The organism is Synechococcus sp. M16CYN (genome assembly GCF_040371545.1).
Lineage (GTDB): Bacteria > Cyanobacteriota > Cyanobacteriia > PCC-6307 > Cyanobiaceae > Parasynechococcus.
Genome location: NZ_AP029048.1, coordinates 449,602 through 475,476 on the forward strand (window position 1 = coordinate 449,602; position 25,875 = coordinate 475,476).

Sequence of the window (25,875 nt, forward strand, 5' to 3'; positions counted from 1 at the left end):
CCTATGACAACTAATATTAAGCTACGCAAAGTCTCTTATTTGCGGCTTTTGGTTGGTGGATTTTAAAACAAAACGGAATCATTACAATGTATTTGAGTTTAACATGAAAATTCTTTTCGTACATCAAAATTTTCCAGGACAGTATATTCACCTTGTTCAGCATTTAGCTCAGCAGGGTAGTCATCAAATGATAGCCTTAGGAATAAATCAACTAGATCAGAATTGTTTGCTTTCTAATAAACTTCAATATTTTCGCTATAGATTAAGTCGTAGCAACACTAACGGGTTACACCCTTTGGTTTTGGAAACTGAATCTAAGGTGATTCGTGCCGAAAGTTGTGCTCGAGCGGCGGAGCTGCTCAAAAAAAAGGGTTTTATTCCTGATCTTATATGTGCCCATCCAGGCTGGGGTGAGCCACTTTTTTTGAAAGCAATTTGGCCTAATATTCCTTTGCTTTGCTACCAAGAGTTTTTTTATAATGAGCATGGATTCGATGCTGGCTTTGATTCTGAATTTGAAGATACACGTGATTGGCAATCTAAGGCAAAACTAATAATGAAAAATGCTTACCTGCTACTCACGCTTGAGCAGGCAGATTGGAATATATCGCCTACTCACTTCCAGTTTAGTAGCTTTCCCGAAAATTATCGACATAGATTTAGTGTTGTTCATGATGGTGTTGATTTAAATAAAGCTATACCGAATAACTCACCTATCCCTCTTACGCTGCCCGATGGTACAACATTGAGAAGTGGACAACCGATTATCACCTTTGTAAGCCGACGTTTAGAGCCCTACCGTGGCTGCCATATTTTTTTGCGGGCCATTCCGAACCTACAAAGACTTTACCCCGAAGCACAGATTGTAATTGTTGGAAAGACAAAGGATGTTAGCTATGGCATGATTTGTCCCCAGGGTGAGTGGAAAGATTTCTTTCTGGCTGAAATTGAAGGACGTTACGATCCATCACGCGTGCACTTTACTGGCCATCTCCCCTACGACCAATTCATCCTTCTGCTACAGCTCAGCGCCTGCCACGTCTATCTTACTTACCCATTTGTGATGAGTTGGAGCCTATTGGAAGCTATGGCATGCGGCTGTGCAGTGGTAGGTTCTGATACCGGACCTGTACGTGAAGTAATTCACCATGGTCAGAACGGTTTATTAGTAGATTTTTTCTCTTCCACGGATCTTGCTTCCGCGGTGGTTGAGTTGCTTAATGATCGTGAGCGGGCCAAGGCATTTGGTGCAGCAGCCCGGCTTACGGTGGAGCGCACCTACGACCTTGATATTTGTGTCACTCGTCAGTTAGCCCTCCTAGATTTAGTGGCTAGTGGCAGCATCATTGGCTGATTAACCCGGCAGACTGGGTTGATTGATGCAAAACCTCCACTGTGACGCAGCTGCAAAGCCTGAGGGGGATGGTGGACTTGCTTCCTAAGGCTTTGCAACGTTGGCAGGTAGTGGAAGCGATTGCGCGCACTCATTTCCAACACTCTGGCTTCAAGGAGATTCGAACACCACTAATGGAGACCACTGACCTGTTTTGCCGTGGTATTGGTGAATCCACTGATGTAGTAGGGAAGGAGATGTATACCTTTCAGGATCGTGGGAATCGTTCTTGTACATTGCGTCCTGAGGGAACGGCCTCTGTTGTGCGTGCTGCGCTTCAGCATGGGTTGATTAGTCAGGGCACACAAAAGCTCTGGTACGGCGGACCAATGTTCCGCTACGAGCGTCCTCAGGCTGGGCGGCAGCGTCAGTTTCATCAGATTGGGGTCGAGTGGCTGGGGGCAGCGAGTGCCCGCACCGATGTAGAGGTAATTGCTCTGGCCTGGGATCTTCTTACTTCCCTGGGTGTGAGTGATCTTGAATTGGAATTGAATAGCCTTGGTTCAATAGAGGATCGTCATCTTTACCGCTGTGCCTTAGTGGCTTGGCTAAAGCAGCAATCGGATCAATTGGATAAAGATTCTCGAATGCGTTTGCTAACCAACCCTTTGCGAATCCTCGACTCTAAAGACAAAACTACCCGGGCGTTGCTGGAAGAGGCGCCAACCTTAGGCGACTACCTGAATTCTGAGAGTCGTACGCGTTTCAGTGTTGTGCAACGGGGACTGATCACTCTGGGAATCCCATTTCGTTTAAATCCTCGATTGGTGCGCGGCTTGGATTACTACTGCCACACTGCCTTCGAAATCACTAGCAAACAACTCGGTGCTCAGGCCACCGTGTGTGGTGGGGGTCGCTACGACCACCTGGTAAGTCAACTAGGCGGTGCCGAGACCCCTGCAATCGGCTGGGCACTTGGGATGGAACGTTTGTTGCTAATTCTCGAGGAAACCTCCAAAGCCAACCCAGATGGTCGCGCTTCTCGGCTCATTACAGCAACGAAACCGGATGCTTACGTAGTGAACTGTGGTGAGCGAGCTGCAGAACCTGCCCTCGTTCTTGCCCGTGCTCTTCGTATGCAGGGATTAACGGTTGAATTGGATTCCAGCGGAGCGACTTTCAGTAAGCAGTTTAAACGGGCAGATCGTTGTGGTGCTCGTTTTGCTCTTATCCTGGGAGATAAAGAAGTAGACCGCGGACAAATCCAAATCAAACCGCTTCGGGTTGAGGGAGACGAGGTTATCCGGTCGATAAATGCAATTTCCGCGATCGTAGATATATTGCAAAACCGCTGATGCGGATTCATTTGGTTACCGGTGGAGCAGGTTTCCTCGGCTCACATCTAATCGACCGGTTAATGGAGACCGGCGAAGAAGTGATTTGTCTTGATAACTACTTCACAGGTCGTAAGTGCAACATCGAACATTGGATCGGACATCCACGCTTTGAGTTAATCCGCCACGATGTAACTGAACCTATCAAGCTTGAGGTTGATCGTATTTGGCATCTGGCTTGTCCAGCTTCGCCGATTCATTACCAGTGCAATCCTGTTAAGACGGTTAAGACCAGCTTTATTGGCACGTACAATATGCTTGGCTTAGCCCGGCGCGTGGGCGCTCGTTTGTTGTTGGCTAGTACAAGTGAAGTTTATGGGAATCCCGAGATTCATCCTCAGCCGGAAAGCTACTGTGGCTGCGTAAATCCAATTGGGCTTCGTAGCTGTTACGACGAGGGTAAACGCATTGCCGAAACCCTCTGTTTTGATTATCAGCGTATGAACGCGGTTGAGGTGCGTATTGCTCGCATTTTCAATACGTACGGGCCGCGAATGTTGATCGATGACGGCCGGGTTGTGAGCAATTTCATCGTTCAAGCTTTACGCAGAAATCCCCTCACGATTTATGGAGATGGTTCTCAAAGCCGTTCATTCTGTTATGTAAGTGATTTGGTGGATGGATTACTTCGGTTGATGAGCGGTCAATATGTTGGACCGATGAACTTGGGTAACCCCAACAAATTTACAATTAGGGAGTTGGCCTATCAGGTGCGACAGCACATTGCCCCTAACCTGCCTTTGATCGAAAAGCCTTTGCCATCTGATGATCCTCGTCAGCGCCAACCAGATATTTCCTTCGCGAGGACAGTGCTTGGCTGGGAGCCGACTGTGTCACTAGAGCAAGGCCTAAGACCGACCATCGACTCCTTCCGGAGTCTTCTCGCACTCCAAAAGGAGACGGGAGAGTGAAGATTAAACGCATCTGTTGTATTGGTGCTGGTTATGTTGGAGGTCCGACTATGGCGGTCATTGCCGACCGCTGCCCAACGATTCAATTGACGGTTGTAGATGTCAACCAAGCCCGCATTGATGCTTGGAATGCTTCAGATTTAACCCAGCTGCCTGTGTACGAGCCTGGGCTAGATGCCGTGGTAGCGAGGGCTCGAGGTCGTAACTTACATTTTTCAACGGCCATAGACGCGTCAATCGCTTCGGCCGATATGGTATTCATCTCTGTGAATACCCCCACGAAAAGAAAAGGTCTTGGTGCTGGTCAAGCTAGCGATTTACGCTGGGTGGAGGCGTGTGCTCGTCAGGTGGCGGCGGCGGCAAAGGGTCACACGATTGTTGTTGAAAAAAGCACCTTACCGGTGCGTACAGCGGCTGTGATTAAAACGATTTTAGAGGCAACTCAAAAAGAGGATCCTCGACGCAGCTTTGCGGTTTTGTCCAACCCTGAATTTTTAGCGGAGGGAACGGCAATCGATGACCTAGAATCGCCTGATCGAGTTTTGATTGGCGGAGATGATGTCTCGTCCATTGACGCCTTGGCTGAGATTTATAGTCATTGGATCGCGACGGAGAAGATACTGCGCACTAGTTTGTGGAGTAGTGAGCTATCCAAGCTCACAGCCAACGCCTTCCTAGCCCAACGGATAAGTTCCATCAACTCGATCGCAGCGTTTTGTGAGGCTAGCGGTGCTGATGTACGGGAGGTAGCGAGAGCAATCGGTACCGATAGTCGAATTGGTCCCAAGTTTCTGAACGCTGGTCCTGGATTTGGTGGGAGTTGCTTTCAAAAAGACATCCTGAACTTGGTGTATCTATGCCGCCATTTTGGTCTTCTTGAAGTGGCAAACTATTGGGAAAGCGTAGTGACGCTGAACATTTGGCAACAGCATCGCATTGCTTGCCTTGTTGTTGAGAAACTGTTTGGCACAGTGACGGGCAAGCGATTAGCAATTTTAGGTTTTGCTTTTAAGGCAAATACCAACGATACCCGTGAAGCCCCTGCCATTCGAATCGCGCGCGATCTCCTGGAGGAAGGAGCCAAGCTTTCCATTCACGACCCCAAGGTGGCTGAAGCGCAGATCAGCCGAGATCTGCGACTAAAGCCAACAGCTTTCGCAACAGAAGCCTTGAATGGATCAGGAGGCTGGAGTCAAGCCGCTTCGATCGAGGAAACGGTTGAGGGCGCCGATGCCATATTGATACTCACGGAATGGCAAAACTATCGCTATCTAAATTGGTCTAGTCTTGCTGTATTAATGCGACAACCGGCATGGGTATTTGACACGCGTGCTGTTGTCGAGCCGGCAGATGTTAGAGCTGCCGGACTTAAATTGTGGCGTATTGGCGATGGCGAGGATTGATGATGGTACGTACCGTTTTGGTTACTGGCGCCGCTGGCTTTATTGGTGCCGCTTTGTGTCAAAGGTTGCTTCAACAGGGTGACCGAGTCGTGGGCTTAGACAACCTAAACAGCTATTACGATCGTACTTTAAAACAGGCACGGCTTCGGAAGATTGAGTCAATTGATTCTGATAGAAGGTGGAGATTTGATTCCATAACCCTTGAAAACAGTAATGCCTTAATGGCATTATTTTCTGCGGAAAAACCTTCAGTGGTGGTGAATTTGGCAGCGCAAGCCGGGGTGCGCTATTCTCTAGAGAATCCCTCTGCTTATATCCAAAGTAATCTTGTAGGTTTTGGCCACCTCCTTGAAGGGTGCCGATACCACGGAGTGAGTAATCTGGTATACGCCTCCAGCAGCTCGGTTTACGGCGGTAACCGTAACCTACCGTTTGATGAACTGCAGCCGGTTAACCATCCGATAAGCCTCTATGCAGCCAGTAAGAAGGCAAATGAGTTAATGGCGCACACCTATAGTCATCTCTATGGACTTCCAGCAACAGGACTGCGCTTTTTTACTGTTTATGGCCCATGGGGTCGCCCGGACACTGCCCCGATGCTTTTCGCGCGGGCAATTTTAGCTGGTGAACCCATCAAGGTGTTTAACTATGGCAAAATGCAACGCGACTTCACATACATCGATGATGTTGTTGAAGGGGTAACGCGTTGTTGTAATAAACCTGCCACCACCAATATTGACTTTGACCCTCTCCACCCCGATCCTGCCACAGCGTTAGCTCCGCATCGGGTGTTTAACATTGGTAATGACCGACCTACGCCTTTGCTGCATTTTATTGAAGTAATGGAGCAAGTTTTCGGGTGCAAGGCAATAAAAAGCTTTCACCCTATGCAACCCGGAGACGTGGCCTCTACTGCTGCAAACACCCGGGCGTTGGAAAAATGGGTTGGATTTCGACCTCTGATCCCGATCGAGGTTGGTTTGGCCCGCTTTGCCGAGTGGTATAGATCTTTCTATGAGGTCTAGGTTGCAGCAAAGCAGTCATGTAAACCTTCTTACTTAGGTAGTTAGTACTCCAAATACCTTTTAATCTTGTTCAGTAAGAATTTAAATTAGGCAGAGCCAACTCCAGTGTAAGAACCGTAGAAAAATAAGCCTACAACAAATAAGACTGCCATACCTCCAGCCGTGGCGACAAGCCACAGCGGAAGAACACCTTCGGTCCAGCGAGAACGCCAAGCCACAGCTGGGCGGCCATCAGGGAGACGATCGGGAATACGTCCGTCGGGATAGAGGGACTTCTTACTGCTCATGATTCAACGCCTCAATTGAAAAAGTAACTGGACATAAGCACGCCCGTGACGAAAACGAACAGCAGTCCTAGATATAGGCTGGTGCGATTCAGTTCGACTGGGAGATTGTTGGGGTTGTTGTTGCGTTCCATGGCTCAGGGGTCAGCGGCGAATAAATTGCATGGCGGCAAGAGAACCGAGAAAAAATACAGTTGGAATTGCAAGCGTATGGAGAGCGAGCCAGCGAACCGTGAAAATCGGATAACTACGAGGTGTGGTGGAAATTGGAGTTTGCGACATGATCTAGATCCTATTTCAAGCGGACGTCGAGTTGAGACTTACCTTCGTAACGTTGGCTCACCACAGGAGCTTTACTTTCTGTGACTTGGAAGTAAGCATCAGGTCGAGGTGTCCCGAACGCATCATAAGCTAAACCTGTTGAAACAAAAAGGAACCCAGCTAAGAAGATTGATGGCAGTGTTATCGCGTGTATTACCCAGTAACGGATGCTGGTGATGATTTCGAAGAATGGGCGCTCTCCAGTGGAACCTGCAGCCATGGTCTTGGTGTATCAACAGTAAGCATCTCCGAGAGTAGAAGATGATGCCGAACTTCTGAGTCCGACTTCTGACTTCGGTTACACAGTGTCGCCGGCCCAACGTAGAAGACTGCCGCGCTCTCCTAGGATAAACATATGATCGCCGTCCAGGACAAAACGGGTGAAGTTGCTGGGCTGGAGCTTCCCAACTGGATCCGTCTCCCAGCTCTCACCTCCGTCACGGCTCACCAGAAGTGTTCCATTGCCACCGCCAACCCAAATACCATTGTCCTCATCCCAAGCCATGTCCATATAGCCATAACCGTTGGTGATTGGGATAATTGCCTTACCCCAGCTCTCTAAGTTGCCGTCTTCGTTATTGAGACGGATTTGTGCACCTCGGGCAACCATCCAAAGGTTTCCGTCAGGTTGATAACCGATGCTTTGCAGGCGCTGGCTGCTTACTCTTTGGTGAACCTGCCAAACGGTGTCACCCGGTTTCCAGGTGGCATAAAAATTGCCAAGGCTGCTCACACTCACGTAATCGCCGTTATCTCCGCGACGCAGATCACGAACAGCACCTGCAGCATCAGTCACTTTTGCCTCCCAACTCTCACCACCATTGTTGGTCTTGTAGACAGCACCCACGTTCGTGGCAAGCTCGGCAGCGTTTTTGCCGAGAGCTGTGATTAGGTATGGCTCGCCAGGCAGTTTAGTGTCGAGTAAAAGGCGCGTCCAGTTCTGGCCACCGTTAGTGCTGTGCATAAGCAGACCTGGCTGACCAGCAATCCAGCCTTCTTGTCCGCTGAAGTCAATACTGATGAGTCGAAAATTTTCCTCATCAGGCAGATCAAGGCTGCGTTCGTTCCAACACGATCCACCATCGTCGGTCTCTTGAACCATGCGATTGCTGCCCACCAAAAAACCGTGGTTGGGATCTGTAAAAGCGATGTCAAGGGGATTGGATTGTGTTTTGAGGTCGATGGCTTGCCAGGGGCTAGTACTAGCTGTTGGTACCCTTGTGGAAACACAGCCACCCAGTCCAACGCCGAGCATCAGCACCAGGAAGAGATTGATGGCAGAAGACAACAATCGGGTCATAACAAGTGCGTTTAGCGCAGGGAATAGAGAGAGAGAAAGAAAGCAAAGCCCAGGGCAAGACTTCCAAAGATCAAAACGTTCTTTTGGCCAGGCGTCATGCGGTTAACGCCGAGCCCGTAGCCGAGGTTTTCCTGAAAACCGCTGGCTTTACTGCGAGGTCCGATATCGCGAAATGCAGCTACTTTGCTACGGCACACAGGACAACGGAAACTAAAAGGGTTGAGATCTATAAAGGCCGTACCAACCTCGATGCCGATCTTTTTCACCCCTTCTTCAGGATCGTATACGTATCCGCAACTGCGGCATTCGAACCGATGGGTTCGAGGATCAGTCTCAGGAGTTGGTTCAACGGGCGCCTCAACTGCCTTGGCGACAGACGCAATCTGTTCCACGGGCTCGAGATCATTTCCCACCGCTCTACTGCTGCTTTAAACAACTCTATCCGCGACAACTCCTTTCAGTGAATGCAAGACTATTCTTGTCTACTGGGGTGTCCATGTTTACCCTGCCGGGTTACGACGCTTTTCTGGGGTTCTTGCTGGTCGCGGCGGCGGTTCCGGTTCTGGCGTTGGTCACTAATAAATTGCTGGCTCCAAAAAGCCGTGCCGGTGAACGTCGGCTCACCTACGAATCCGGTATGGAGCCGATCGGCGGCGCATGGATTCAATTCAACATTCGCTATTACATGTTCGCTTTGGTGTTCGTTATTTTCGATGTCGAAACAGTATTCCTCTATCCTTGGGCTGTCGCCTTTCATCGCCTAGGTCTTTTGGCGTTTGTCGAAGCATTGATCTTCATCGCCATCCTATTAATAGCCCTTGCCTACGCCTGGCGCAAAGGTGCCCTCGAATGGAGTTAACTTACGCCTGTTATGCCTGAAATCCCTTCAGTCAGAGCCATTCGCGACCTGCGAGAGACCAGTTGTGGTTCCGTTGGTACGCCCGCCGTTACTAGCGAATTAAGTGAAAACGTCATCTTTACTAGCCTAGATGATCTTCATAACTGGGCCCGGCTTAGTAGCCTCTGGCCTTTGCTTTATGGCACAGCATGCTGTTTCATCGAATTCGCAGCCCTTCTTGGATCTCGTTTTGATTTCGACCGATTTGGTTTAGTGCCGCGTAGTTCGCCTCGTCAGGCAGATTTGCTGATCGTCGCTGGTACTGTCACAATGAAAATGGCCCCGGCCTTGGTGCGTCTCTACGAGCAGATGCCTGAACCAAAGTATGTCATCGCCATGGGTGCTTGCACAATCACTGGTGGCATGTTTAGTGCCGACTCCACGACAGCGGTGCGTGGGGTTGACAAGCTAATCCCTGTGGACCTGTATCTGCCAGGATGCCCTCCCCGTCCAGAGGCTATTTTTGATGCGGTGATTAAGCTAAGGAAGAAGGTGGGAGATGAATCTCTCGCTGAGCGTCACAAGCATCAGCAAACGCACCGCTATTTCACCATTTTCCATCAAATGAAACAAGTAGAGCCGCAAGTGACTGGTACTTATTTGCGTGCTGAAACTCAACAAGCGGCTCTGGCTGCATCCTCTGCCGGCCAATCATTGGCGACCGATGCTGCTGTTGCGGAGGCTACTCCTGAGATAGCTCAACCATGAGTGAGGTTTCACCGTCTGAACAACCACCTAAGGATCCCAGTCTTACTGTCGCTACGTCAGGATGTGGCGCTGTGAGCCAATGGCTAAGCAGTCAGAACTTTCATCACGATGTGCTCGAGCCAGATCATATTGGCATAGAGCAGATTGGGGTCGAACCGGCTGTATTACCAATCGTCGCTGCCGCTCTCAAAAGTCATGGTTTTGATTATCTTCAATGTCAGGGCGGTTACGATGAAGGTCCTGGAGAGCGACTGGTTTGTTTTTATCACTTTCTTGCCATGGCTGAGCAAGTAGAGTCAACGATGGCAGGAAAAAGTTCAATATTGCGAGAGGTACGATTAAAGGTATTCCTCAGTCGTGAGGGTACTCCATCGGTTCCTTCTATTTACGGTCTGTTTCGCGGCGCTGACTGGCAGGAACGAGAAATATTTGACATGTATGGCATTCAATTTGAAGGTCATCCTCATCCTAAGCGCCTGTTAATGCCGGAGGATTGGAAAGGCTGGCCATTACGCAAGGATTATGTCCAGCCCGACTTCTATGAAATGCAAGATGCTTATTGATTAAAAATTAAGTGAGATTTGGTTCTATTGGCAACCTATTTCTACACTTCTCGGCTAGACACTAGGCATATATTGAGCCGCTTTTTAATTTATGGTGGTACCTGTGATGATTCTTTTTTGTGTTTTCGATAAAATCGCATAATAGCCAGAGCCAAACTGTGCGGGTCATGCTGTAGCCCGGATGTGGGGTCAGCTCTTTGAAGCGATACCTGGGTCACGTCATATCCGTCTTGTCTTAAGCCATTTGCGTCACATAGCACCGGTTCGGCTCCTCGACTTTGACCGGACTCAACTATGGTGGAATTTGGAAGTTCATCTTGCGCCAAAACAGCATGAAATAGCCGTTGGCTTGATCCCAAGCTCGTGAGTTGTGCTTCAATCGCGCGGAGATGACCTCGTACGTCAAGGCCGTCTGTTTCCCCAGGTTGAGTCATCAAGTTGCATATGTACAGCCGGGGTGCGCAACTGCGTTGAATTGCTGAAACTAGTTCTGGCACAAGCAAGTTTGGCAGTAGTGAGGTGTAGAGGCTGCCTGGGCCCAATAAGATCAGATCCGCATTAGCTATGGCTTTCAGAGCTCGAGGTAACGCAGGAGGATGAGCTGGTAAACAGCCGATCCGCACAATCGGGCTGGGAGCATGCCCGATTGTGCTTTCACCCTCAATGTACTGACCATTCTCCAATTCAGCCCATAATTTGACGTCTATGTCAGTAGCCGGTACTACCTGACCTTGAACCGCCAGAATCCGACTTGAAGCGATGATCGCTGTTTCAAGATTGCCTGTGATGGCTGTGAGTGCCGAAAGGAATAGATTCCCAAAACTATGTCCTTCAAGTCCGTTACCGGAAGAGAACCGATATTGAAAGAGTCGTGTGAGGAGCGGCTCCTCGGTGGAGAGGGCCGCCAAGCAGTTTCGAATGTCACCAGGCGGTAGGATGCCCAGCTCGCGTCTTAAAATGCCGCTGCTACCGCCATCGTCGGTCACAGTGACGATGGCTGTGATGCGACTGCTATAACGCTTTAATCCACTCAGCAGCGTAGATAAACCGGTTCCTCCGCCAATCGCTACGATGCTTGGCCCGCGGTTCAGCCGGTTTTTTGCTCGCAGTGCATCAATAAGCACAGTATTTTTCTCGGGTACTAAAGCTTGTTTGATCGAACCGAAACTGCGGCTTTGTCCTAATAGGATGAGGGCAACGCCGATAAGGACAACCAGGGGCCCAGTTACCCTTCTTGATAAAGCGGTGGTAAGTTTGCCCAGTAGCCAACTTAGAGTTTCAAGGATCCAATAAATCGGTTTCAGGTCAGCCCAAATAGCCCCGCCTAATAGGGCCGTTAATAAACCTAAACCGGAGGTAAATACCCAACGCTTCACCAGTAGGCCGGGTTGTAACCAGCATACGGCGCGCCGCGAGCGCGCCATTAGTTCTTGCTGCCAATGGCGCCGGATCATTTTAGTTATTCGTCTGCTTGTTGGATTCTTGGGCGCCAAAGGGCGGCTCTTTCAGTCGTTGCCTGAACTGTACGAAGCTCTTTCAGGCGCGGCAGGATGGGCCAGTGCCTTAGCCTGTGATGTGTTTCAGCCCCAACCCGTAGTAGAAATGCGGAACCTCACCGTACGGTGGGGTTCAAGGCCAGTGCTGAATAGGGTCAATTTGACTATGCAGCCGGGCGAGCGACTTGCTGTAGTTGGCCCGTCGGGAGCGGGGAAATCGACGGTTTTACGTTTGTTAGCTGGACTGCAGTTGCCTACAAGTGGGGAACTACGTCTTTTCGGGGAGAGTCAAGATTATCTTCGACTGGATCAGACCACCCCCCCCGACGTGAGGTTGGTATTCCAGAGCCCAGCTCTACTGGCGTCACTCATGGTTGAGGAAAATGTCGGCTTTTTGCTGCGTGCAAAAGGACAACTTTCTAATGTCGAGATTCGTGAGCGAGTGGAAGCTTGTTTGGAGGCAGTAGGTCTTTATGAAGTGGCACATCTCTATCCCGGTGAATTGAGTGGAGGAATGCAAAAGCGAGTGAGCTTCGCTCGCGCCCTGATTGATGACCCCCAACGTGGAGATAAGTCGATGCCTCTTTTGCTCTACGACGAGCCCACCGCGGGACTCGACCCTATGGCGTGCACACGTATTGAAGATCTAATCGTAAAGACAACAACAGTGGCTCAGGGTTGCTCTGTCGTTGTCAGTCACGTGCGCAGCACAATCGAACGTTCAGCTGAACGTGTACTAATGCTGTACGAAGGACACTTTCGGTGGGATGGCTCAGTGGATGAATTTCGCAATTCTGACAACCCCTACGTTGAACAGTTTAGGACGGGTAGCCTGTGCGGACCGATGCAACCTGCGGAGCATTGATCATTATGCGGCGCAGTGTTCGTGACGCCATTGTGGGGTTCACAATTATCGGCGGAATTGTAGGTTTCGTTGCCACAGCCATGTGGATGCGCGGCATCAGCCTAGGATCAAGCGAGTGGAAAGTGATCGTTCATTTTAACAATGCTGCCGGACTGACAGAGCACTCTCCGGTAACCTACCGAGGTATCCTAGTCGGCGCGGTGCGTTCGATCAAGGTCACTTCCAACGAGGTGGTGGCTGAATTGGCAATTGCTAAAGAGGATCTACGTCTTGCGTTGCCTGTTGCGGCTACCGCAGCGTCGGCGTCATTGCTGGGAGGCGATGCGCAGGTGACGCTAGTGAGCCATGGCAAGCCCTTGCTTGACGATGCTCCACTGCCCAAGGCCACAACTTGTAATTTCATGACGCAACTTTGTGATGGCGCCATCATTGCTGGTCGTGAGACGCCCAGCATTGCGACAGTTACCGACACCCTTCAGGAGCTTTTGCTGCAAGTCAAGGCCGAGGAACTGATACCTAATGCAGTCGCCTCACTTGAACAAATCGACGCCATGGCCAAATCCTTCGAGACATTGACTCTGCAGTTACAGGCCGAAGCGGTGAAGATAGATCCAGTTTTGCGCAATTTGCAGTTGGCTACAGCCTATGCAAGCAATATTGCGGCTTCATTGGACAACCCAGAGACCTTATCGAATCTGCGTAAAACGGCCAACAGTGCCGCTCAGCTGACGGCCAGAATTGATTCTGTGGGTGGTGATGTAGAGAAACTCACCTCCGATCCAGCATTTATGCAGGGTCTTCGTAATGTGACTATCGGGCTCGGAGCAATGTTCTCAGAGGCCTATTCCGTCAAGGCAGGCGAATGAGAACAATCACGCCACGTTTCTTGATCCTTATCGCGATCTGACTGTGCTAATTGCATCCATAGCGATCGATGCAATCGTTTGATCGCTAACTTTGGGTAGTTGAATGTATTTACCGCCAGCAGCCTCTGCGAGATCTTTGCCAATACCACTACCGATGAATTTGCGTTCGGTGTCGATTACCAAAAGCTTGATACCAAGCACACGATATCGAGCAGCAAGATCCAGTACCTCTTGCTTCAGATGGGGCTTTTCTCCTCCCTCTGGCTTTGGCTGACCAAGAGACACACTCAGGGGAACATTGCCACGACCGTCGGTAATGGCAACCACCACCACTTGGCTTAGATCGCCCGTGGCTAGAGAGTTGGCACCGATTTTTGCCGCTTGTGTAAGCCCATGGGCGAGTGGTGAGCCGCCGCCGCAAGGCATCAGTTCTAACCGTCGTCGCGCTGCTGTGATCGAGCGTGTTGGTGGCAACAGCACTTCAGCTTGTTCACCTCGGAAAGTGATCAGCGCTACTTCATCACGGTTTTTGTAGGCCTCAGTAAGGAGGCGAATGACCGCACCCTTAGCACTTTGCATGCGGTTGAGAGCCATAGAACCACTGGCATCCACCAAAAAAATCACTAGAGCTCCAGCTGTGCGATGCATCAGCTTGGCGCGAAGATCTCCTTTTTCCACAATCACCAAGCGACCAGGCCGACGTTCCCGACGCACCTTTTGGTACGGGGCGGCCGCGCGCAGGGTCGCATCAACTGCGATACGACGCACAGGGCCGCGGGGTAGCATCGGTCTAATATATCGACCTCGGCTGTCACTTAACACTACGGAACGACTGCCGCCGCTATTGACCGCCTTTCTTGTGCCTGCGTTAAACAGCAAAAGATTTGGGTCCACATCGATGGCTTCTGGGTTCAGCATGAATTCCTCGGGAACGACAGATGAAGCTTGGTCCCTCAGCTCATCGTCGTCGGTATCGCCCTCCTCAGTATCATTTCGGTCGTTGTCTTCCTCTGGATTATCACCGTCTTTTGAACCTTCTGATGACGGGTTTGGATTCTCCTGTTGTTCTCGATTTTCTTGATTCGATGATGGCCTTTGATCTTGGGGTGGCGGAGGCTCCGTATGTTGTTGATCCAGCGGCGGCAGCTGTGAAGCTCTCGGAGCAATCACGAGAGCGACGGCCACTTGTAAATCGTTGGCTTCGACGCGGTCACGCCCACTGAGGGCGGCATAAGCGCGGGCGACGCGTACGGCATAGAGATCCGAGCGGTGTCCTTCCACTCCCCCGCGAATTGCCTCGGTGACAAGATATTTAATCTGTTCACGGTTGATCTGCACGTCTGGCAGCCATTGACGGGCGAGCAACAGCTGGGTGGCAATAGCGTCGGTTTCTTTGCTCCAAGTTTCAGCAAAACTGCGGCTGCACTGGCCGTGAGCCAGTACAGCTTTGGTGATCTCTACCCGTTGCTTAATGTTCACCAACTGATTGGCCGAAAGCGCGATAGCAAAGCGGTCAAGCAAATGATCGCGAATCGTGCCTTCCTCCGGGTTATAGGTGGCGATCAAAAGTGGTTTGCAAGGGTGGCTTAAGCTGAGGCCCTCTCTCTCAACGTGGTTTTGGCCGCTGCTCACAGCTGCCAGCATCAGGTTAACAATGCCATCATCGAGAAGATTAAAATCGTCCACGTAGAGCACACCACGGTGTGCATCTGCTAGAAGACCTGGCTGAAAGATCGCGCTGCCATTTGCTAATGAGGCTGCTACGTCAATGGCCCCAATCAGACGGTCTTCGGTTATGCCTAAAGGGATTTGCACAAAAGGCGCTGGAATTACCTTGGAGACAACGCCACCCGCGAGCCGTTGTTGCGTTGCAGCATCCCATTCCTCAGAATTCTCGGGATCGAGGTTGCGGCTTATCCCACCCTGGATATCGACGATATTGATCGGTGGCAGCAGGGCGTGTAACCCTCGTGCCAAAACCGATTTGCCGGTACCCTGCCCTCCAGCAATTACAACACCACCAAGCCCAGGGTCGACCGCTGCCAGTAAGAGCGCCAGCTTGATCGTTTCATGGCCAACAATTGCAGCCAGCGGAAAGGAATGGATTGTCCGGTCGTTTTTGCAATTAGACCGCTCGCTAACATAGAAGTGTTCCATTCTATTCATGTGTGTCAGTCTCGCTGATGGTTGGTTGCAGCGATACCTCTTTAGCAATTGCCTTGGGTGCAAATTTGCCGCATGCGGGTAAAGAGCCACGGCAGACTCTGCTAGAGGTGCGTCCACTGTTGATCGCATTAGCAACAGAGTGGGCTGACGCGCCATTACGGTTTAGCTGGTCTCCTCTGTTCGATACAACTCCTATGGGCGGACCGCCCAGCCAACCTCGGTATTTGAACTCCGTGGTGGTGATACGGGGCTGTCTTGGTCAGCCCGCTCAGACGGCGGCTATCAATCTATTGGATAACTTACATAGTCTGGAGCGCCAATTCGGACGTCAGCGCGTCGCAGAACAACTTTGGGGACCTCGAACATTGGATCTTGATTTGTTGTTTTGGGGGGAACTGCGGTTTGAGCATATGCGGTTAACACTCCCTCATCCACGCCTTCACCTACGCAGCTTCGTGCTTGAACCGCTTTTAGCCGCGATGAAATGCTCAGAAGATTGGGGGACGGCTTAAAGGCGATGACGTGTTTAGCGATCTAGCCATGCTAAGTATCTAAAATATTGTTGATTCCATGGCACCGTTGCCAACTCCGGAGCCTTTTGAGTTGTTGGAAACCGTAGAAACGGTAGCTGTTCGCAAGCTCCGGTTTGAGCGAAACCGGATCAGGTTACCCATAGCAATGGAGGGCACCTTTGGCATGATTCGCCATCCTGGTGCATCACTGGCAGTGCCAATCACAGACGACGGCCAGGTCATCCTATTGCGCCAATATCGTTTTGCTGTACAAGCACGGTTACTTGAGTTTCCTGCCGGCACCCTAGAAGAGGGTGAAGATCCGCTTGCGTCCATGCAGCGAGAGCTTGGGGAAGAAGTGGGCTACAGCGCAGCACGTTGGGATGGTCTGGGCTCAATGCTTCCCTGTCCTGGCTACTCTGACGAAGTAATTCATTGCTTCCTGGCCCGGGATCTCATACCCTTGGAGAATCCCCCGGCTGGAGACGACGACGAGGACTTAGCCGTGGTAACTATGACTCCCGCTCAGCTAGATCGCGCTTTGGCTTCTGGTGATGAATGGCTAGACGGTAAGAGCGTCACGGCCTGGTTCCGGGCGAAACAATTGTTGAGTCTTTGATGGCGGTCCCTCGCGTTCTGTTCTGGCATCGTCGCGATTTGCGTCTAGCTGACAACCTTGGCATCCATAAAGCTGTTGGCATCAGCCCCGCTGTGACCGGGGTATACGTTCTGGACCCAGCGCTGATTAACCCACCCGAATTTTTGCCACCAACGGCCCCAGCCCGATTGTGGTTTTTGACTGAAAGCCTGGTCGAGCTGCAGCAACGCTGGCTTGCAATCGGTAGCCGGTTATTAATTCTTGAAGGTGATCCGCTGGAAGTGGTGCCACAGTTGGCCAAAAGGATCGATGCTGAATCTGTTGTATGGAATAAGGATGTAGAGCCTTACAGTCGTGAACGCGATCGGCAGGTAGCAAGGAGTCTACAAGCTGATGGGCGCAAGGTGCTAGTTGGCTGGGATCAGCTATTGGTAGCACCTGAGTCGCTCAAAACTAGTACTGGTAATCCTTACCGCGTTTATGGTCCTTTCTTTCGCAATTGGCGAAACAAGGTGCAGGCCAATCGGCCTGCAACGGTCGATGCTCCTGCAGGACTGATTGATCTAAGTTCCGACTTGATCCCGGCTAGAGATCCACTAACTGCGATCCGCCACAACCATGGGTTTCAAGGAGCCGAGATCTGTCCGTGTCGTCCTGGCGAGGCAGCGGCACTGGAGCAGCTTACCAATTTTGGTAACAATGCCATGTCCGACTATGAGCTAAATCGTAATCTCCCGGGCACCGACGCCACCTCTCATCTTAGTGCAGCATTGAGTGCCGGCACACTCAGCCCTCGTCAGGCTTGGTGCGTCGCGCAACTGGCTCGTAGTCGTATCTGTAATCACCAACAGCATATGGCAATTGGTGTGTGGGAGCAAGAATTGGGTTGGCGCGAGTTTTACCAGCAGTCTTTGTTTCATTTCCCGCAGTTAGCGGACGGCCCGTATCGCGAGCAGTGGAGTCGGTTTCCGTGGAAGAACAACGCGGATTGGTTCAGTATTTGGAAAGAGGGCCAGACTGGTGTTCCTATTGTTGATGCAGCAATGCGTCAACTCAACCAGAGTGGCTGGATGCATAATCGCTGTCGAATGATTGTCGCTTCTTTCTTGGTGAAAGATTTAATTTGTGACTGGCGTTGGGGCGAACGCGCCTTCATGGAGATGGAGGTAGATGGAGACCTAGCTTCTAACAACGGCGGTTGGCAGTGGAGTACGAGCAGTGGAATGGATCCCAAACCGCTGCGTATCTTTAATCCTGTGACCCAAGCTGCAAAGTTCGATGCTCAGGGCGATTACATTCGTCGCTGGTTACCCGAACTAAAGCACGTCAACACCAAGGACCTGCTTACTGGGGAGATTGGTGCGTTGGAGCGTCATGGCTACCCACAACCGCTTGTTGACCATAAAAAGCAACAAGCTCTATTTAGAACACTCTATTCTACAATTCGATCTTAATCATATTTCATAAATCTCCAGTTGAAGGTGTTAGTTATGCGATAAGCCGGAGCGTAAGTAACCCCAAGCTCTTATTTTTCCTTTGCGAGAAACTTAATTATAGAAAATTGACAGACTTTAAAACTTCATTCAATAACTGTTTCATAATGAGAAGTAGATTTTAAATATAGCCTGGCTATCATTAAAGTAATTGAAAGTCCGTTATAATTGCACACTAGACAATTATTCTGACTCTAGCTTCCTTTCTGCGAAGTTTACTTTAGGCTAGCGCCTATGAGCCACGACTTCCGTTAAGATATTAAGCCGAAATTGTAACTAATTAACGCATAGTAGGTTTGACCAGAAGTGAAGCTGCTCAAGCCAATTTACGGCTCATATTACTAACTAGTTCCGGCTGTAACTATGTACAGTTATTGATTAATACCGGTTAACCTAAGGCGTTAGCTTCTGTTAGCGCACAGTAATCGACGATGTTGCGATTGCTAATCTAGTCTATGTTCGAGGCTGCTGCTTGCACCAAGGTGTCAAGGCGTTCGCCCATCATAATGAAAGATGTGTAAGAAACTAGCTGGCGTATCATTCACGGCAAACTCATGCATAAATTACATTGCGGTTAGCGTTGCTTATTTGCAACACACACGGCAACTTTGCTTAATAGCAGAATTCTTGGCGGGGTAGGTCTGAGCTAATAGCTGAATGATTGGCCCATTTAATAAGTTAGCCGTTTTTGGACCTGATTTCGGTGCCAATCAAGACTGACCAAGAGGATGGAGCTAAATCCATATCTGTAAACACCGAAGCCTTACTCAGTGACAGTGCTGATGGTTTCTTATTGTTGTGGGGAAACCAGATAAGCTAGTTGCTGCTTTGCTTCATCGCCTATTTCGATTCCAGGGGCTTATCAGGTCAAAATTAAGGAATATCAGGCTCTGCTATCGCAGTTTATAGCACCTAAAGGTTAAGGGTTTAAAACATAAAGTATTTTCGGCTTATTGGTTGATTCATTATTTAATGCCATATTTATATGGTGTTGTTCCTCTAATAAAGTTAGCACTCAGATTAATAATTGCTTGATTGAGGTTTGAAGGTGATGTCTGTACATAAGGAAACTATGAATGTTTCAGATGAACCATTGTGGTTCTTGACCAGGGTTCCATTTTATATTGCACCCTACTGAAGCCAATTGTTTGGGGTTGACCGCCTCACCACTAAGTGTGGCATTGAGCGCTGCACGTAAGTCGGATCCGGTCAGGGGTTCGTTGTTGCCGGGTCGACTGGAATCAAGTTGACCCCGATAACGAAGAGTTTGCGTCGTGCTGCCTTGTGGACTAAACAGATAGAATTCAGGTGTACAGGCAGCCCGAAGAGATTTTGCAAGACTGTGCTCTGTGTCCAGAAGGTATGGAAATTGCCAGCCATGTTTATTAGCTTGCTCCGTCAGTTGCTCTGGCCCATCTTGGGGATGTGTGGCTAAGCTGTTGCTGCTCAAACCGATGATCTGGATTTGGGTTCCAAAGTCTTGATCTAAGCGAGTGAGCTCCGGTTCGATGTGCTTTACAAAAGGGCAATGTGCACAGAGCACCATCAGCAATACCGGTTGTTGATTCAGTTGCGTCGATTGAAATTTCTCTCCACTCACCCGCCGCAAACTGAAAGTCGGCATTGGTGTTCCAAGGGCTAACATTGTTGAAGATGTGAGAGTCATCGCAGTGTCCGTAAATCTCGACTATTCATCAGGATGGCGCTAATTGGCATTAATTGACACGGTAGTTGTTCTTAACCCCATTGATAGTGATGTTGTCAGTAAGTTGCGATTGCCCACCTAAGCCGATAAGAAGAAAGATTGTACTTTACCGTTCGTATGGTCAGTTCTGAGGCAATGAATCAGGAATCAATGAATAACAAAACGGTCTTTCTAGTTCACATATAACTAAAAACCGGTTAACCCTTAGTGTTGGTTTCGCCGGTCGTGGTCAACTTTCCATCTTCGCAAACTGCGGTAATGCAATGAAAAAACCTCTCATAATTACGATCGTGAACAAAACCCTATTTTATCGGAGCATTAAAAATATATAAAAACAAGCTATTTCAACTACGTTAGTCGCAATCCTCAGCACGGTTATTTTTCTCTGATAGAGAGAGTGAAGCACTTATTGGCCGGCCTTGCAAAGCTTGTAAAGCAACCCGAGCGACTTGAGTAATTGCCGAACGATCAATGTCGCACACCGTAATGCTGCCAAATTGCTGGTTCGGCATCGTGCCAGTAGTGACTAAATCGTCCCAAGCGAGGCGGATGCGCGAGCTCTACAAACGTCTCCCCATCAAGCATCCGGAGAGGACATTCTCGGTTAATGGCATCTCCAATCCGTTTGATTCGAGGATCAACGGCTCTGCTGCTGACAACTCCATCTGCTCCACAACGTTCAGCAAAAGCCAGGACTTCGGCAGCAACATCTCCTTTGCGTATTGTGATAGGCAAATCCAAACAACATTCGTAAAGGAAACCTAGTCGTTTGCGACTAATGCGCTGCATCTCAATCCAGACTTGATCAAAGACAAAAAGCCCAGGCGCTTCAGGGTAACTCTTGAAGGCAGGGTTAGCTGTTCCAAGTGCTTCTTCATGAAGCCAAATGATCGGCCGTTTCAGTTCCATTGAGATTACTAGCTGCCTGGATTTAACTTTTTATGGTCGACTTACTGCGGTTGCTTCGTCGTCGCACAGGTGTGTTGCGAATTGGGGGTGCATAGGGGAATAAATCGCTACCGAGCCTGTCGTAGCTGCCCTCAAACGGACAAGATGTTGCACTTGTACAGTTCTCGCAAAAACTACCCCCGCTGTAACGCTCCAGGGTGTCGCGATTGAAAAAATAGGGCTTATGGCTGAAAGTACTGGCGACCCACTGCCAGCTCAGGTTATTGCTGGCGGGATCGCCGTCAAGCAAATGCTCAAGAAACCAATCGGCCCCTGTCTTCCAGTGTACACGTCGCCAGTGCACCAACCAGGCTGCCATCCACATACGGGCGTGATTGTGTAACCAACCGATACTGACAAGCTGCTTGTAAAAACTATCCATGCAGGCCAAACCGGTGCATCCGTAGCGGACATCTTCCGGAATCTCTCGGCTGTAACTAGCACTTACATAACCAGTTTTAAACTCTTCCTGATCATCGTTGATTCCATCACCAAGGTTTTGCCATATTCGTTGCCAGAAATCGCGCCAACCCAGCTCATTGATCAGTTTAGCCCCGTCGTCGCGATTGTGAATACTCTTGAAGACTGTGTCGCGCACTTCTGCCAGGGAAATTACACCGTGGCGGATGTAAGGCGATAAGCCTGTGACGAATCCGCCGAGGTGGTCGCGACTGCGAGCATATAGTTTCGCGTCAATGCTCTTTAGCCGTTTCTCAGCAGCCTCTCGCCCGCCACGGATTGAGCTAATTAAGCCGTTCGCTTCAGGAAACTCCCTCTCTAGCAATTCATTGAGATCATCGCGACAATTAATAGTGCGCGGCATGTCGCCGGCAATTGGAGGCAACGGAGTAACTGGCATCCGTCCTTATGAAATGACTGGTGCTTGATCTTGGCGGTTGATGGGAGAGAATGGCGCGAGTTTACCTCCGTTCCGGTTCGTTCTGATGCTGCTTGATCTCACCGGTAAAAAAATTCTGGTTACCGGCATCGCTAACAATCGCTCGATTGCCTGGGGCATTGCTCAGCAGTTGGAAGCGGCAGGGGCGGAGCTCGGCATCACTTACCTTCCAGATGAGAGAGGTCGTTTTGAGTCCAAGGTGCGGGAACTAACCGCACCGTTGAAGCCCAGCTTGTTTCTTCCTTTGGATGTCCAAGATCCTGCTCAAATAACGAGTGTTTTTGCGGAAATCAAAAATAAATGGGGAGTCATGGATGGTTTGGTGCATTGCTTAGCTTTCGCTGGCAAAGAAGAACTGATTGGCGATTACAGTGCCACAACAACCGAAGGTTTTGCACGCTCCCTCAATATCAGTGCCTATTCCCTAGCGCCGCTTTGCGCTCATTCCAAGCCTCTATTTAGTGAGAAAGCCGGCGTAGTCACTCTCTCCTACTTGGGAGCTGAGCGTGCTGTTCCTAATTATAATGTGATGGGCGTAGCCAAGGCTGCTTTAGAGGCCTCCGTGCGCTACTTAGCAGCTGAGCTTGGTCCCGAGAAGCAAGTTCGTGTCAACGCTATCAGCGCTGGTCCGATTCGCACTCTAGCCAGCTCAGCTATTGGAGGCATTATCGATATGATACACAATGTAGAAAAGAAAGCCCCATTACGTCGCACGGTCACCCAGATAGAAGTCGGTGGTGCTGCTGCATTTTTATTGAGCGATTTGTCCAGTGGGATCTCGGGTCAAACTATTTATGTAGATGCGGGTTATTGCGTAGCTGGCATGTGATCTGCTTTTGTACGGTTCAAACACAGCTGGCTTGAATTATTTTTATCTCGGTACAGCGTGGGTGCCATACACAGAGTCGGCTTGTCTTGCACTATTGGTTGTTCTATTTGGGCCTCTCCTGAACCTGTAGGCATACTGGTATACGATTTTGGGGTCCCTCTGCGGCTGTGCTTAATAACCGTCGCCGGCATAAAGACAAAGGGCACTTTGAGTGGAGCCGATCAATCTAAGCCTCAACATTTGGATGTATTAATTGTCGTCTGATGCACCAGTAAATGAGATCGGTAACGCACAGGCTGCGTAAGCCAAAAATAAACTGCCTCTCCTTGTTTGATGTATAGATAAGCTCCTCAAGATTAAAAATAATGAGGCTCCCATTCTATCAAAGTTTGTTATTATCTGCCATTACATCAATCTTTCTTAAACAGTTCAAAGTCCCGTAGTAGTGCAGTCAGCCTTTCAAGTTTTGATTTATGCGCAACGTAGTCTGTAGCGTGATGTAACCGTGCCCCGCATTAAACACATTGAGAACTCAGATGTATTCTTGGCCTGATACTCGTAGCGGAGCACCGAAGTATTTGAAAATCCATTGATCAAATGTCCCGGCGGACGCCTTAAACAACAGTTGTGTCGATACCCATCGATCTTTTGGTTGATGTTGAAGATTCGCATTGCTATGCTTACGATTCGCCATGACCACTGCTTTGGACATATCGGCGGGAGCCTTGAAACATGCGCACAGGGGAAATCCATCGCCATACCGGTGAGACTGACGTGAAAGTCCTTCTTAATCTGGAAGGCAGCGGTCAATGTCAAGTCAACACCGGTGTACCTTTCCTCGACCACATGCTCCACCAAATCAGTAGCCATGGCTTGATTGACTTAGTAGTCAACGCTGTGGGAGACACCCATATCGACGATCATCACACCAATGAAGATGTAGGTATTGCCGTGGGGCAGGCCCTTGGTCAGGCCTTGGGTGATCGGAAGGGCATCCGTCGTTTTGGTCATTTTATAGCGCCTCTTGATGAAGCTTTGGTGCAGGTAGCCCTCGATTGTTCTGGTCGGCCTCATCTCAGCTACGGGTTAGTGATCCCAACTCAGAAAATTGGTTCTTACGACACTGAATTGGTGAAGGAATTTTTTGTGGCGATGGTGAACAATAGTGGTCTCACGCTACATATTCATCAACTAGATGGAGTAAATTCGCATCACCTTGTCGAGGCTTGTTTTAAAGCATTTGCTCGTGCATTACGCATGGCGATAGAAATTGATCCCCGCCGCGCTGGTGCAGTTCCAAGCAGCAAAGGCATTCTTGAGCAAGCTGGCGCGCATTGAAATCTTCGAGCGATGCTCCACGTTTTGCAGTCTTTTACGAGATGATGAGGCTCGCAGGTGTCCTTGTCCGTGACCATTACCCCTACTCGTATTTATAGCCGCGAGGATTGGTCGAGCGCTTTCGTTAATGTGCAGGAGGAACTCACAAACGTGACGCTTAATCCGGCGCGTGGTGAAATCCCCACAGACCTGAAAGGCACATTCTATCGAAATGGCCCCGGTCGCCTGGAACGCAATGGTTATCGGGTTCATCACCCTTTTGATGGTGACGGCATGATTGCCGCGATGCGCTTTGAGAATGGTGCTGTTGCCTTTACAAATCGGTTCGTCCGCACAGAAGGCTGGCTCGCGGAGGAAAAGGCCGGCAAAGTCCTCTATCGCGGTGTCTTCGGGAGTCAAAAACCCGGTGGACGCTTCTCTAATGCTTTTGATCTGCGGTTAAAGAATATTGCCAACACCAATGTGGTGCGGCTCGGCGACCAACTTTTGGCTTTGTGGGAAGCAGCAGAGCCTTACACAATGGATCCCGTCAGTCTCGACACCCGTGGTTTGTCACATCTGAATGGTGTGCTGAAAAAGGGAGAATCCTTCAGTGCGCACCCACGCTTCGATCCCAGTCATCAAGAACGCCCACGCATGGTGACCTTTGGTGTGAAGACATTCCCTCCATTTCCTAGTAGCACTATTCGTTTAATGGAGTTCGCCACCGACGGTCCCGATGCTGGCGCACTTCTCAACGACCGTTCGGATAAATTCCCGTGCTTTGCATTTCTGCATGATTTTGCAATTACACCCAATTGGGCTGTATTTCTGCAAAATAGTCTCTCGTTCGATCCTTTCCCCTTTGTGACCGGTAGGAAAGGGGCGGCGCAGTGCTTAGCCTCACGGCCCGGGGGTAAAGGACAATTTTGGTTGATTCCTCGTGACTCTGGTCGTTTCGCTGGCAAAGAACCCCTAATCATTAAGGCACCTAGCGGCTTTGTTTTTCACCACTTAAATGCTTTTGAGGAAGGTAATGACATTATTATCGATAGCATAGTCTACGATAGCTTCCCGCTAATTGGCCCGGACGACGATTTTACTCAGGTTGATTTCGATAACCTTCCAGAAGGAATTTTACATCGCTGTCATTTAGATTTGAGCCGTAGGATTGTTCAAAAAAATGAGCGAATCACAAGTCGCACTTGTGAGTTTGCCATGGTTAATCCCCTGCGTCAGGGGCTGTCAGCTCGCTATGCATGGATGGCTGTAGCCGAACGAGAGGTTGGCAATGATCCGCTACAGGCAATCCAGAAACTTGACCTAATTACAGGGAATACGAGGACGTGGAGTGCAGCACCCCGAGGATTTGTGAGCGAACCGTTAATGGTTAGTCGCCCTGGAGTATCAGTAGAAGATGATGGCTGGGTGCTAGATATAGTCTGGAACGGAGCACGCAAGGCTTCTGATTTAGTCATCCTGGACGCTAGTGATCTATCCGAGGTGGCTTTGTTTGAACTGCCCTTGGCGATACCCCACGGCCTGCACGGCAGTTGGGCTGAGTTCCCTTGAATCTAGCTGAATTTTCTAGTTGTTGCTTTTTATTCAACAAGTCTTATGGCCGCCGTTAGATAGCTTTTTCAGTCATTTACTGGAATGAAGAAGTGAAAAAATATGTTTAAAGCTTTAATTTAGATGAAAATATGACTTACCAAAGTTCAGAGTTAAACACATGTTTTAGTCATGTTAATATTGAGTGAGGTGATTTTTACTATCAGCTTATCGTGTTGCCAGTATCGACTTACACTTCGTGGCTTAAACACTATCAAACTATTATCAACGTTAGGAACGGATTAATTCCTGCCAAAATATGAGCTCTTCAATATTAAGCGTATGTATCATTTATATAAAAGATGATCGATAATCTAATATCTTTAAGAAGAAAGAACATTGGCTTTCTTAAAACTGTGCTAAATAAGGTTAAAGATAGGTTATTGGGTTGTAGGTCAATATAAAGCCAATTTATGCATAGGCAGTGCTCA

Annotated in this window: 30 protein-coding genes; 18 read left to right on the forward strand and 12 right to left on the reverse strand. The window is 49.5% G+C overall.

The window, feature by feature from the left end; genetic code table 11:
* Positions 1-103 precede the first annotated feature (103 nt).
* The 5 genes from ABWV55_RS02070 to ABWV55_RS02090 are packed head-to-tail and all read left to right on the forward strand — an operon-like array spanning position 104 to position 6,066.
* Complete coding sequence (locus ABWV55_RS02070) at positions 104-1,354, forward strand: glycosyltransferase family 4 protein (protein WP_353292087.1); 1,251 nt, start codon at positions 104-106, stop codon at positions 1,352-1,354.
* Positions 1,355-1,395: 41 nt separating this feature from the next.
* The gene (hisS, locus tag ABWV55_RS02075) at positions 1,396-2,688 is read left to right on the forward strand and encodes a histidine--tRNA ligase (protein ID WP_353292088.1); all 1,293 of its coding nucleotides are present in this window, start codon (positions 1,396-1,398) and stop codon (positions 2,686-2,688) included.
* On the forward strand, positions 2,688-3,638 hold the full coding sequence (locus tag ABWV55_RS02080) for a UDP-glucuronic acid decarboxylase family protein (RefSeq protein WP_353292089.1): 951 nt from the start codon (positions 2,688-2,690) through the stop codon (positions 3,636-3,638). Before hisS ends, ABWV55_RS02080 begins: the two co-directional genes overlap by 1 nt.
* Positions 3,635-5,041 (forward strand): nucleotide sugar dehydrogenase, encoded by a 1,407-nt coding sequence (locus ABWV55_RS02085; RefSeq protein ID WP_353292090.1) that lies wholly within the window; start codon positions 3,635-3,637, stop codon positions 5,039-5,041. Before ABWV55_RS02080 ends, ABWV55_RS02085 begins: the two co-directional genes overlap by 4 nt.
* Before the next feature lie 2 nt (positions 5,042-5,043).
* Complete coding sequence (locus ABWV55_RS02090; protein WP_353292504.1) at positions 5,044-6,066, forward strand: NAD-dependent epimerase; 1,023 nt, start codon at positions 5,044-5,046, stop codon at positions 6,064-6,066.
* 86 nt (positions 6,067-6,152) lie between these two features.
* Here ABWV55_RS02090 and ABWV55_RS02095 read toward each other — a convergent pair whose 3' ends face one another.
* From ABWV55_RS02095 to ABWV55_RS02120, 6 genes are all read right to left on the reverse strand, one after another.
* The gene (locus ABWV55_RS02095; RefSeq protein WP_353292091.1) at positions 6,153-6,353 is read right to left on the reverse strand and encodes a photosystem II reaction center protein J; all 201 of its coding nucleotides are present in this window, start codon (positions 6,351-6,353) and stop codon (positions 6,153-6,155) included.
* An 11-nt stretch (positions 6,354-6,364) separates the two neighbouring features.
* Positions 6,365-6,484, reverse strand: coding sequence for a photosystem II reaction center protein L (locus ABWV55_RS02100; RefSeq protein WP_353292092.1), 120 nt, complete (start codon positions 6,482-6,484; stop codon positions 6,365-6,367).
* 10 nt (positions 6,485-6,494) lie between these two features.
* On the reverse strand, positions 6,495-6,632 hold the full coding sequence (gene psbF / locus ABWV55_RS02105) for a cytochrome b559 subunit beta (protein WP_353292093.1): 138 nt from the start codon (positions 6,630-6,632) through the stop codon (positions 6,495-6,497).
* Positions 6,633-6,642: 10 nt separating this feature from the next.
* Positions 6,643-6,891, reverse strand: a complete 249-nt coding sequence (gene psbE / locus ABWV55_RS02110) for a cytochrome b559 subunit alpha (protein WP_353292094.1) — start codon at positions 6,889-6,891, stop codon at positions 6,643-6,645.
* Positions 6,892-6,969: 78 nt separating this feature from the next.
* Entirely contained in the window at positions 6,970-7,971 is a 1,002-nt protein-coding gene (locus ABWV55_RS02115; RefSeq protein WP_353292095.1) for a photosynthesis system II assembly factor Ycf48, read from the reverse strand.
* A gap of 11 nt (positions 7,972-7,982) precedes the next feature.
* Complete coding sequence (locus ABWV55_RS02120) at positions 7,983-8,354, reverse strand: rubredoxin (protein ID WP_353292505.1); 372 nt, start codon at positions 8,352-8,354, stop codon at positions 7,983-7,985.
* 113 nt (positions 8,355-8,467) lie between these two features.
* On the opposite strand from ABWV55_RS02120, the gene ABWV55_RS02125 reads away from it, so the two are divergent.
* Genes ABWV55_RS02125 through ABWV55_RS02135 form a run of 3 tightly spaced genes read left to right on the forward strand, consistent with a single transcriptional unit; the run spans position 8,468 to position 10,140 of the window.
* Entirely contained in the window at positions 8,468-8,830 is a 363-nt protein-coding gene (locus ABWV55_RS02125) for an NAD(P)H-quinone oxidoreductase subunit 3 (RefSeq protein WP_353292096.1), read from the forward strand.
* A gap of 12 nt (positions 8,831-8,842) precedes the next feature.
* Positions 8,843-9,577: an NADH dehydrogenase subunit K gene (locus tag ABWV55_RS02130; RefSeq protein WP_353292097.1), complete on the forward strand. Its 735-nt coding sequence runs from the start codon at positions 8,843-8,845 to the stop codon at positions 9,575-9,577.
* Positions 9,574-10,140 (forward strand): NAD(P)H-quinone oxidoreductase subunit J, encoded by a 567-nt coding sequence (locus ABWV55_RS02135; RefSeq protein ID WP_353292098.1) that lies wholly within the window; start codon positions 9,574-9,576, stop codon positions 10,138-10,140. The genes ABWV55_RS02130 and ABWV55_RS02135 overlap by 4 nt, the downstream gene beginning before the upstream one ends.
* 89 nt (positions 10,141-10,229) lie before the next feature.
* On the opposite strand, the gene ABWV55_RS02140 is transcribed toward ABWV55_RS02135, so the two are convergent.
* Complete coding sequence (locus ABWV55_RS02140; protein WP_353292099.1) at positions 10,230-11,594, reverse strand: gluconeogenesis factor YvcK family protein; 1,365 nt, start codon at positions 11,592-11,594, stop codon at positions 10,230-10,232.
* Between the two features lie 148 nt (positions 11,595-11,742).
* Here ABWV55_RS02140 and ABWV55_RS02145 point away from each other — a divergent pair, with 148 nt between their 5' ends.
* Both ABWV55_RS02145 and ABWV55_RS02150 read left to right on the forward strand, forming a co-directional pair.
* Positions 11,743-12,501, forward strand: a complete 759-nt coding sequence (locus ABWV55_RS02145) for an ATP-binding cassette domain-containing protein (RefSeq protein ID WP_353292506.1) — start codon at positions 11,743-11,745, stop codon at positions 12,499-12,501.
* Between the two features lie 5 nt (positions 12,502-12,506).
* Positions 12,507-13,367 carry an MlaD family protein gene (locus ABWV55_RS02150; protein WP_353292507.1) on the forward strand — a complete coding sequence of 287 codons (861 nt, stop codon included), beginning with the start codon at positions 12,507-12,509 and terminating at the stop codon, positions 13,365-13,367.
* Between the two features lie 27 nt (positions 13,368-13,394).
* Here the strand turns inward: ABWV55_RS02150 and bchD are convergent, their stop codons facing one another.
* Positions 13,395-15,524 carry a magnesium chelatase ATPase subunit D gene (gene bchD, locus ABWV55_RS02155; RefSeq protein ID WP_353292508.1) on the reverse strand — a complete coding sequence of 710 codons (2,130 nt, stop codon included), beginning with the start codon at positions 15,522-15,524 and terminating at the stop codon, positions 13,395-13,397.
* Between the two features lie 26 nt (positions 15,525-15,550).
* On the opposite strand from bchD, the gene folK reads away from it, so the two are divergent.
* The 3 genes from folK to ABWV55_RS02170 are packed head-to-tail and all read left to right on the forward strand — an operon-like array spanning position 15,551 to position 18,097.
* Positions 15,551-16,045, forward strand: coding sequence for a 2-amino-4-hydroxy-6-hydroxymethyldihydropteridine diphosphokinase (gene folK / locus ABWV55_RS02160; protein ID WP_353292509.1), 495 nt, complete (start codon positions 15,551-15,553; stop codon positions 16,043-16,045).
* Between the two features lie 58 nt (positions 16,046-16,103).
* Entirely contained in the window at positions 16,104-16,664 is a 561-nt protein-coding gene (locus ABWV55_RS02165) for an NUDIX hydrolase (RefSeq protein ID WP_353292100.1), read from the forward strand.
* Positions 16,664-18,097 (forward strand): FAD-binding domain-containing protein, encoded by a 1,434-nt coding sequence (locus ABWV55_RS02170; RefSeq protein ID WP_353292101.1) that lies wholly within the window; start codon positions 16,664-16,666, stop codon positions 18,095-18,097. The genes ABWV55_RS02165 and ABWV55_RS02170 overlap by 1 nt, the downstream gene beginning before the upstream one ends.
* 1,120 nt (positions 18,098-19,217) lie before the next feature.
* On the opposite strand, the gene ABWV55_RS02175 is transcribed toward ABWV55_RS02170, so the two are convergent.
* The 4 genes from ABWV55_RS02175 to ABWV55_RS02190 form a co-directional block, all read right to left on the reverse strand.
* Complete coding sequence (locus ABWV55_RS02175; protein ID WP_353292102.1) at positions 19,218-19,802, reverse strand: thioredoxin family protein; 585 nt, start codon at positions 19,800-19,802, stop codon at positions 19,218-19,220.
* 392 nt (positions 19,803-20,194) lie between these two features.
* The gene (locus tag ABWV55_RS02180; RefSeq protein WP_353292103.1) at positions 20,195-20,323 is read right to left on the reverse strand and encodes a hypothetical protein; all 129 of its coding nucleotides are present in this window, start codon (positions 20,321-20,323) and stop codon (positions 20,195-20,197) included.
* Positions 20,310-20,750: a hypothetical protein gene (locus ABWV55_RS02185; protein ID WP_353292104.1), complete on the reverse strand. Its 441-nt coding sequence runs from the start codon at positions 20,748-20,750 to the stop codon at positions 20,310-20,312. The genes ABWV55_RS02180 and ABWV55_RS02185 overlap by 14 nt, the downstream gene beginning before the upstream one ends.
* A 22-nt stretch (positions 20,751-20,772) precedes the next feature.
* Complete coding sequence (locus ABWV55_RS02190) at positions 20,773-21,648, reverse strand: FAD-binding domain-containing protein (protein ID WP_353292105.1); 876 nt, start codon at positions 21,646-21,648, stop codon at positions 20,773-20,775.
* Between the two features lie 85 nt (positions 21,649-21,733).
* Here ABWV55_RS02190 and fabI point away from each other — a divergent pair, with 85 nt between their 5' ends.
* From fabI to ABWV55_RS02215, 5 genes are all read left to right on the forward strand, one after another.
* Entirely contained in the window at positions 21,734-22,516 is a 783-nt protein-coding gene (gene fabI, locus ABWV55_RS02195) for an enoyl-ACP reductase FabI (RefSeq protein WP_353292510.1), read from the forward strand.
* 81 nt (positions 22,517-22,597) lie between these two features.
* The gene (locus tag ABWV55_RS02200; RefSeq protein WP_353292106.1) at positions 22,598-22,780 is read left to right on the forward strand and encodes a hypothetical protein; all 183 of its coding nucleotides are present in this window, start codon (positions 22,598-22,600) and stop codon (positions 22,778-22,780) included.
* Between the two features lie 325 nt (positions 22,781-23,105).
* Positions 23,106-23,294: a hypothetical protein gene (locus ABWV55_RS02205; protein WP_353292107.1), complete on the forward strand. Its 189-nt coding sequence runs from the start codon at positions 23,106-23,108 to the stop codon at positions 23,292-23,294.
* The gene (gene hisB / locus ABWV55_RS02210; protein ID WP_353292108.1) at positions 23,249-23,854 is read left to right on the forward strand and encodes an imidazoleglycerol-phosphate dehydratase HisB; all 606 of its coding nucleotides are present in this window, start codon (positions 23,249-23,251) and stop codon (positions 23,852-23,854) included. Before ABWV55_RS02205 ends, hisB begins: the two co-directional genes overlap by 46 nt.
* 69 nt (positions 23,855-23,923) lie before the next feature.
* Positions 23,924-25,405: a carotenoid oxygenase family protein gene (locus ABWV55_RS02215; RefSeq protein ID WP_353292511.1), complete on the forward strand. Its 1,482-nt coding sequence runs from the start codon at positions 23,924-23,926 to the stop codon at positions 25,403-25,405.
* The last annotated feature ends 470 nt before the right edge of the window (positions 25,406-25,875 follow it).

Excerpts from the sequence above, each read along its gene's own strand:
- ABWV55_RS02070 (WP_353292087.1), top strand. The coding sequence starts at position 104 with ATGAAAATTCTTTTCGTACATCAAAATTTTCCAGGACAGTATATTCAC.
- ABWV55_RS02080 (WP_353292089.1), top strand. The coding sequence starts at position 2,688 with ATGCGGATTCATTTGGTTACCGGTGGAGCAGGTTTCCTCGGCTCACAT.
- ABWV55_RS02090 (WP_353292504.1), top strand. The coding sequence starts at position 5,044 with ATGGTACGTACCGTTTTGGTTACTGGCGCCGCTGGCTTTATTGGTGCC.
- ABWV55_RS02095 (WP_353292091.1), bottom strand. The coding sequence starts at position 6,353 with ATGAGCAGTAAGAAGTCCCTCTATCCCGACGGACGTATTCCCGATCGT.
- ABWV55_RS02100 (WP_353292092.1), bottom strand. The coding sequence starts at position 6,484 with ATGGAACGCAACAACAACCCCAACAATCTCCCAGTCGAACTGAATCGC.
- psbF (WP_353292093.1), bottom strand. The coding sequence starts at position 6,632 with ATGTCGCAAACTCCAATTTCCACCACACCTCGTAGTTATCCGATTTTC.
- psbE (WP_353292094.1), bottom strand. The coding sequence starts at position 6,891 with ATGGCTGCAGGTTCCACTGGAGAGCGCCCATTCTTCGAAATCATCACC.
- ABWV55_RS02115 (WP_353292095.1), bottom strand. The coding sequence starts at position 7,971 with ATGACCCGATTGTTGTCTTCTGCCATCAATCTCTTCCTGGTGCTGATG.
- ABWV55_RS02125 (WP_353292096.1), top strand. The coding sequence starts at position 8,468 with ATGTTTACCCTGCCGGGTTACGACGCTTTTCTGGGGTTCTTGCTGGTC.
- ABWV55_RS02130 (WP_353292097.1), top strand. The coding sequence starts at position 8,843 with ATGCCTGAAATCCCTTCAGTCAGAGCCATTCGCGACCTGCGAGAGACC.
- ABWV55_RS02135 (WP_353292098.1), top strand. The coding sequence starts at position 9,574 with ATGAGTGAGGTTTCACCGTCTGAACAACCACCTAAGGATCCCAGTCTT.
- ABWV55_RS02140 (WP_353292099.1), bottom strand. The coding sequence starts at position 11,594 with ATGATCCGGCGCCATTGGCAGCAAGAACTAATGGCGCGCTCGCGGCGC.
- ABWV55_RS02145 (WP_353292506.1), top strand. The coding sequence starts at position 11,743 with ATGCGGAACCTCACCGTACGGTGGGGTTCAAGGCCAGTGCTGAATAGG.
- ABWV55_RS02150 (WP_353292507.1), top strand. The coding sequence starts at position 12,507 with ATGCGGCGCAGTGTTCGTGACGCCATTGTGGGGTTCACAATTATCGGC.
- bchD (WP_353292508.1), bottom strand. The coding sequence starts at position 15,524 with ATGGAACACTTCTATGTTAGCGAGCGGTCTAATTGCAAAAACGACCGG.
- folK (WP_353292509.1), top strand. The coding sequence starts at position 15,551 with ATGGTTGGTTGCAGCGATACCTCTTTAGCAATTGCCTTGGGTGCAAAT.
- ABWV55_RS02165 (WP_353292100.1), top strand. The coding sequence starts at position 16,104 with ATGGCACCGTTGCCAACTCCGGAGCCTTTTGAGTTGTTGGAAACCGTA.
- ABWV55_RS02170 (WP_353292101.1), top strand. The coding sequence starts at position 16,664 with ATGGCGGTCCCTCGCGTTCTGTTCTGGCATCGTCGCGATTTGCGTCTA.
- ABWV55_RS02175 (WP_353292102.1), bottom strand. The coding sequence starts at position 19,802 with ATGACTCTCACATCTTCAACAATGTTAGCCCTTGGAACACCAATGCCG.
- ABWV55_RS02185 (WP_353292104.1), bottom strand. The coding sequence starts at position 20,750 with ATGGAACTGAAACGGCCGATCATTTGGCTTCATGAAGAAGCACTTGGA.
- ABWV55_RS02190 (WP_353292105.1), bottom strand. The coding sequence starts at position 21,648 with ATGCCAGTTACTCCGTTGCCTCCAATTGCCGGCGACATGCCGCGCACT.
- fabI (WP_353292510.1), top strand. The coding sequence starts at position 21,734 with ATGCTGCTTGATCTCACCGGTAAAAAAATTCTGGTTACCGGCATCGCT.
- hisB (WP_353292108.1), top strand. The coding sequence starts at position 23,249 with ATGCGCACAGGGGAAATCCATCGCCATACCGGTGAGACTGACGTGAAA.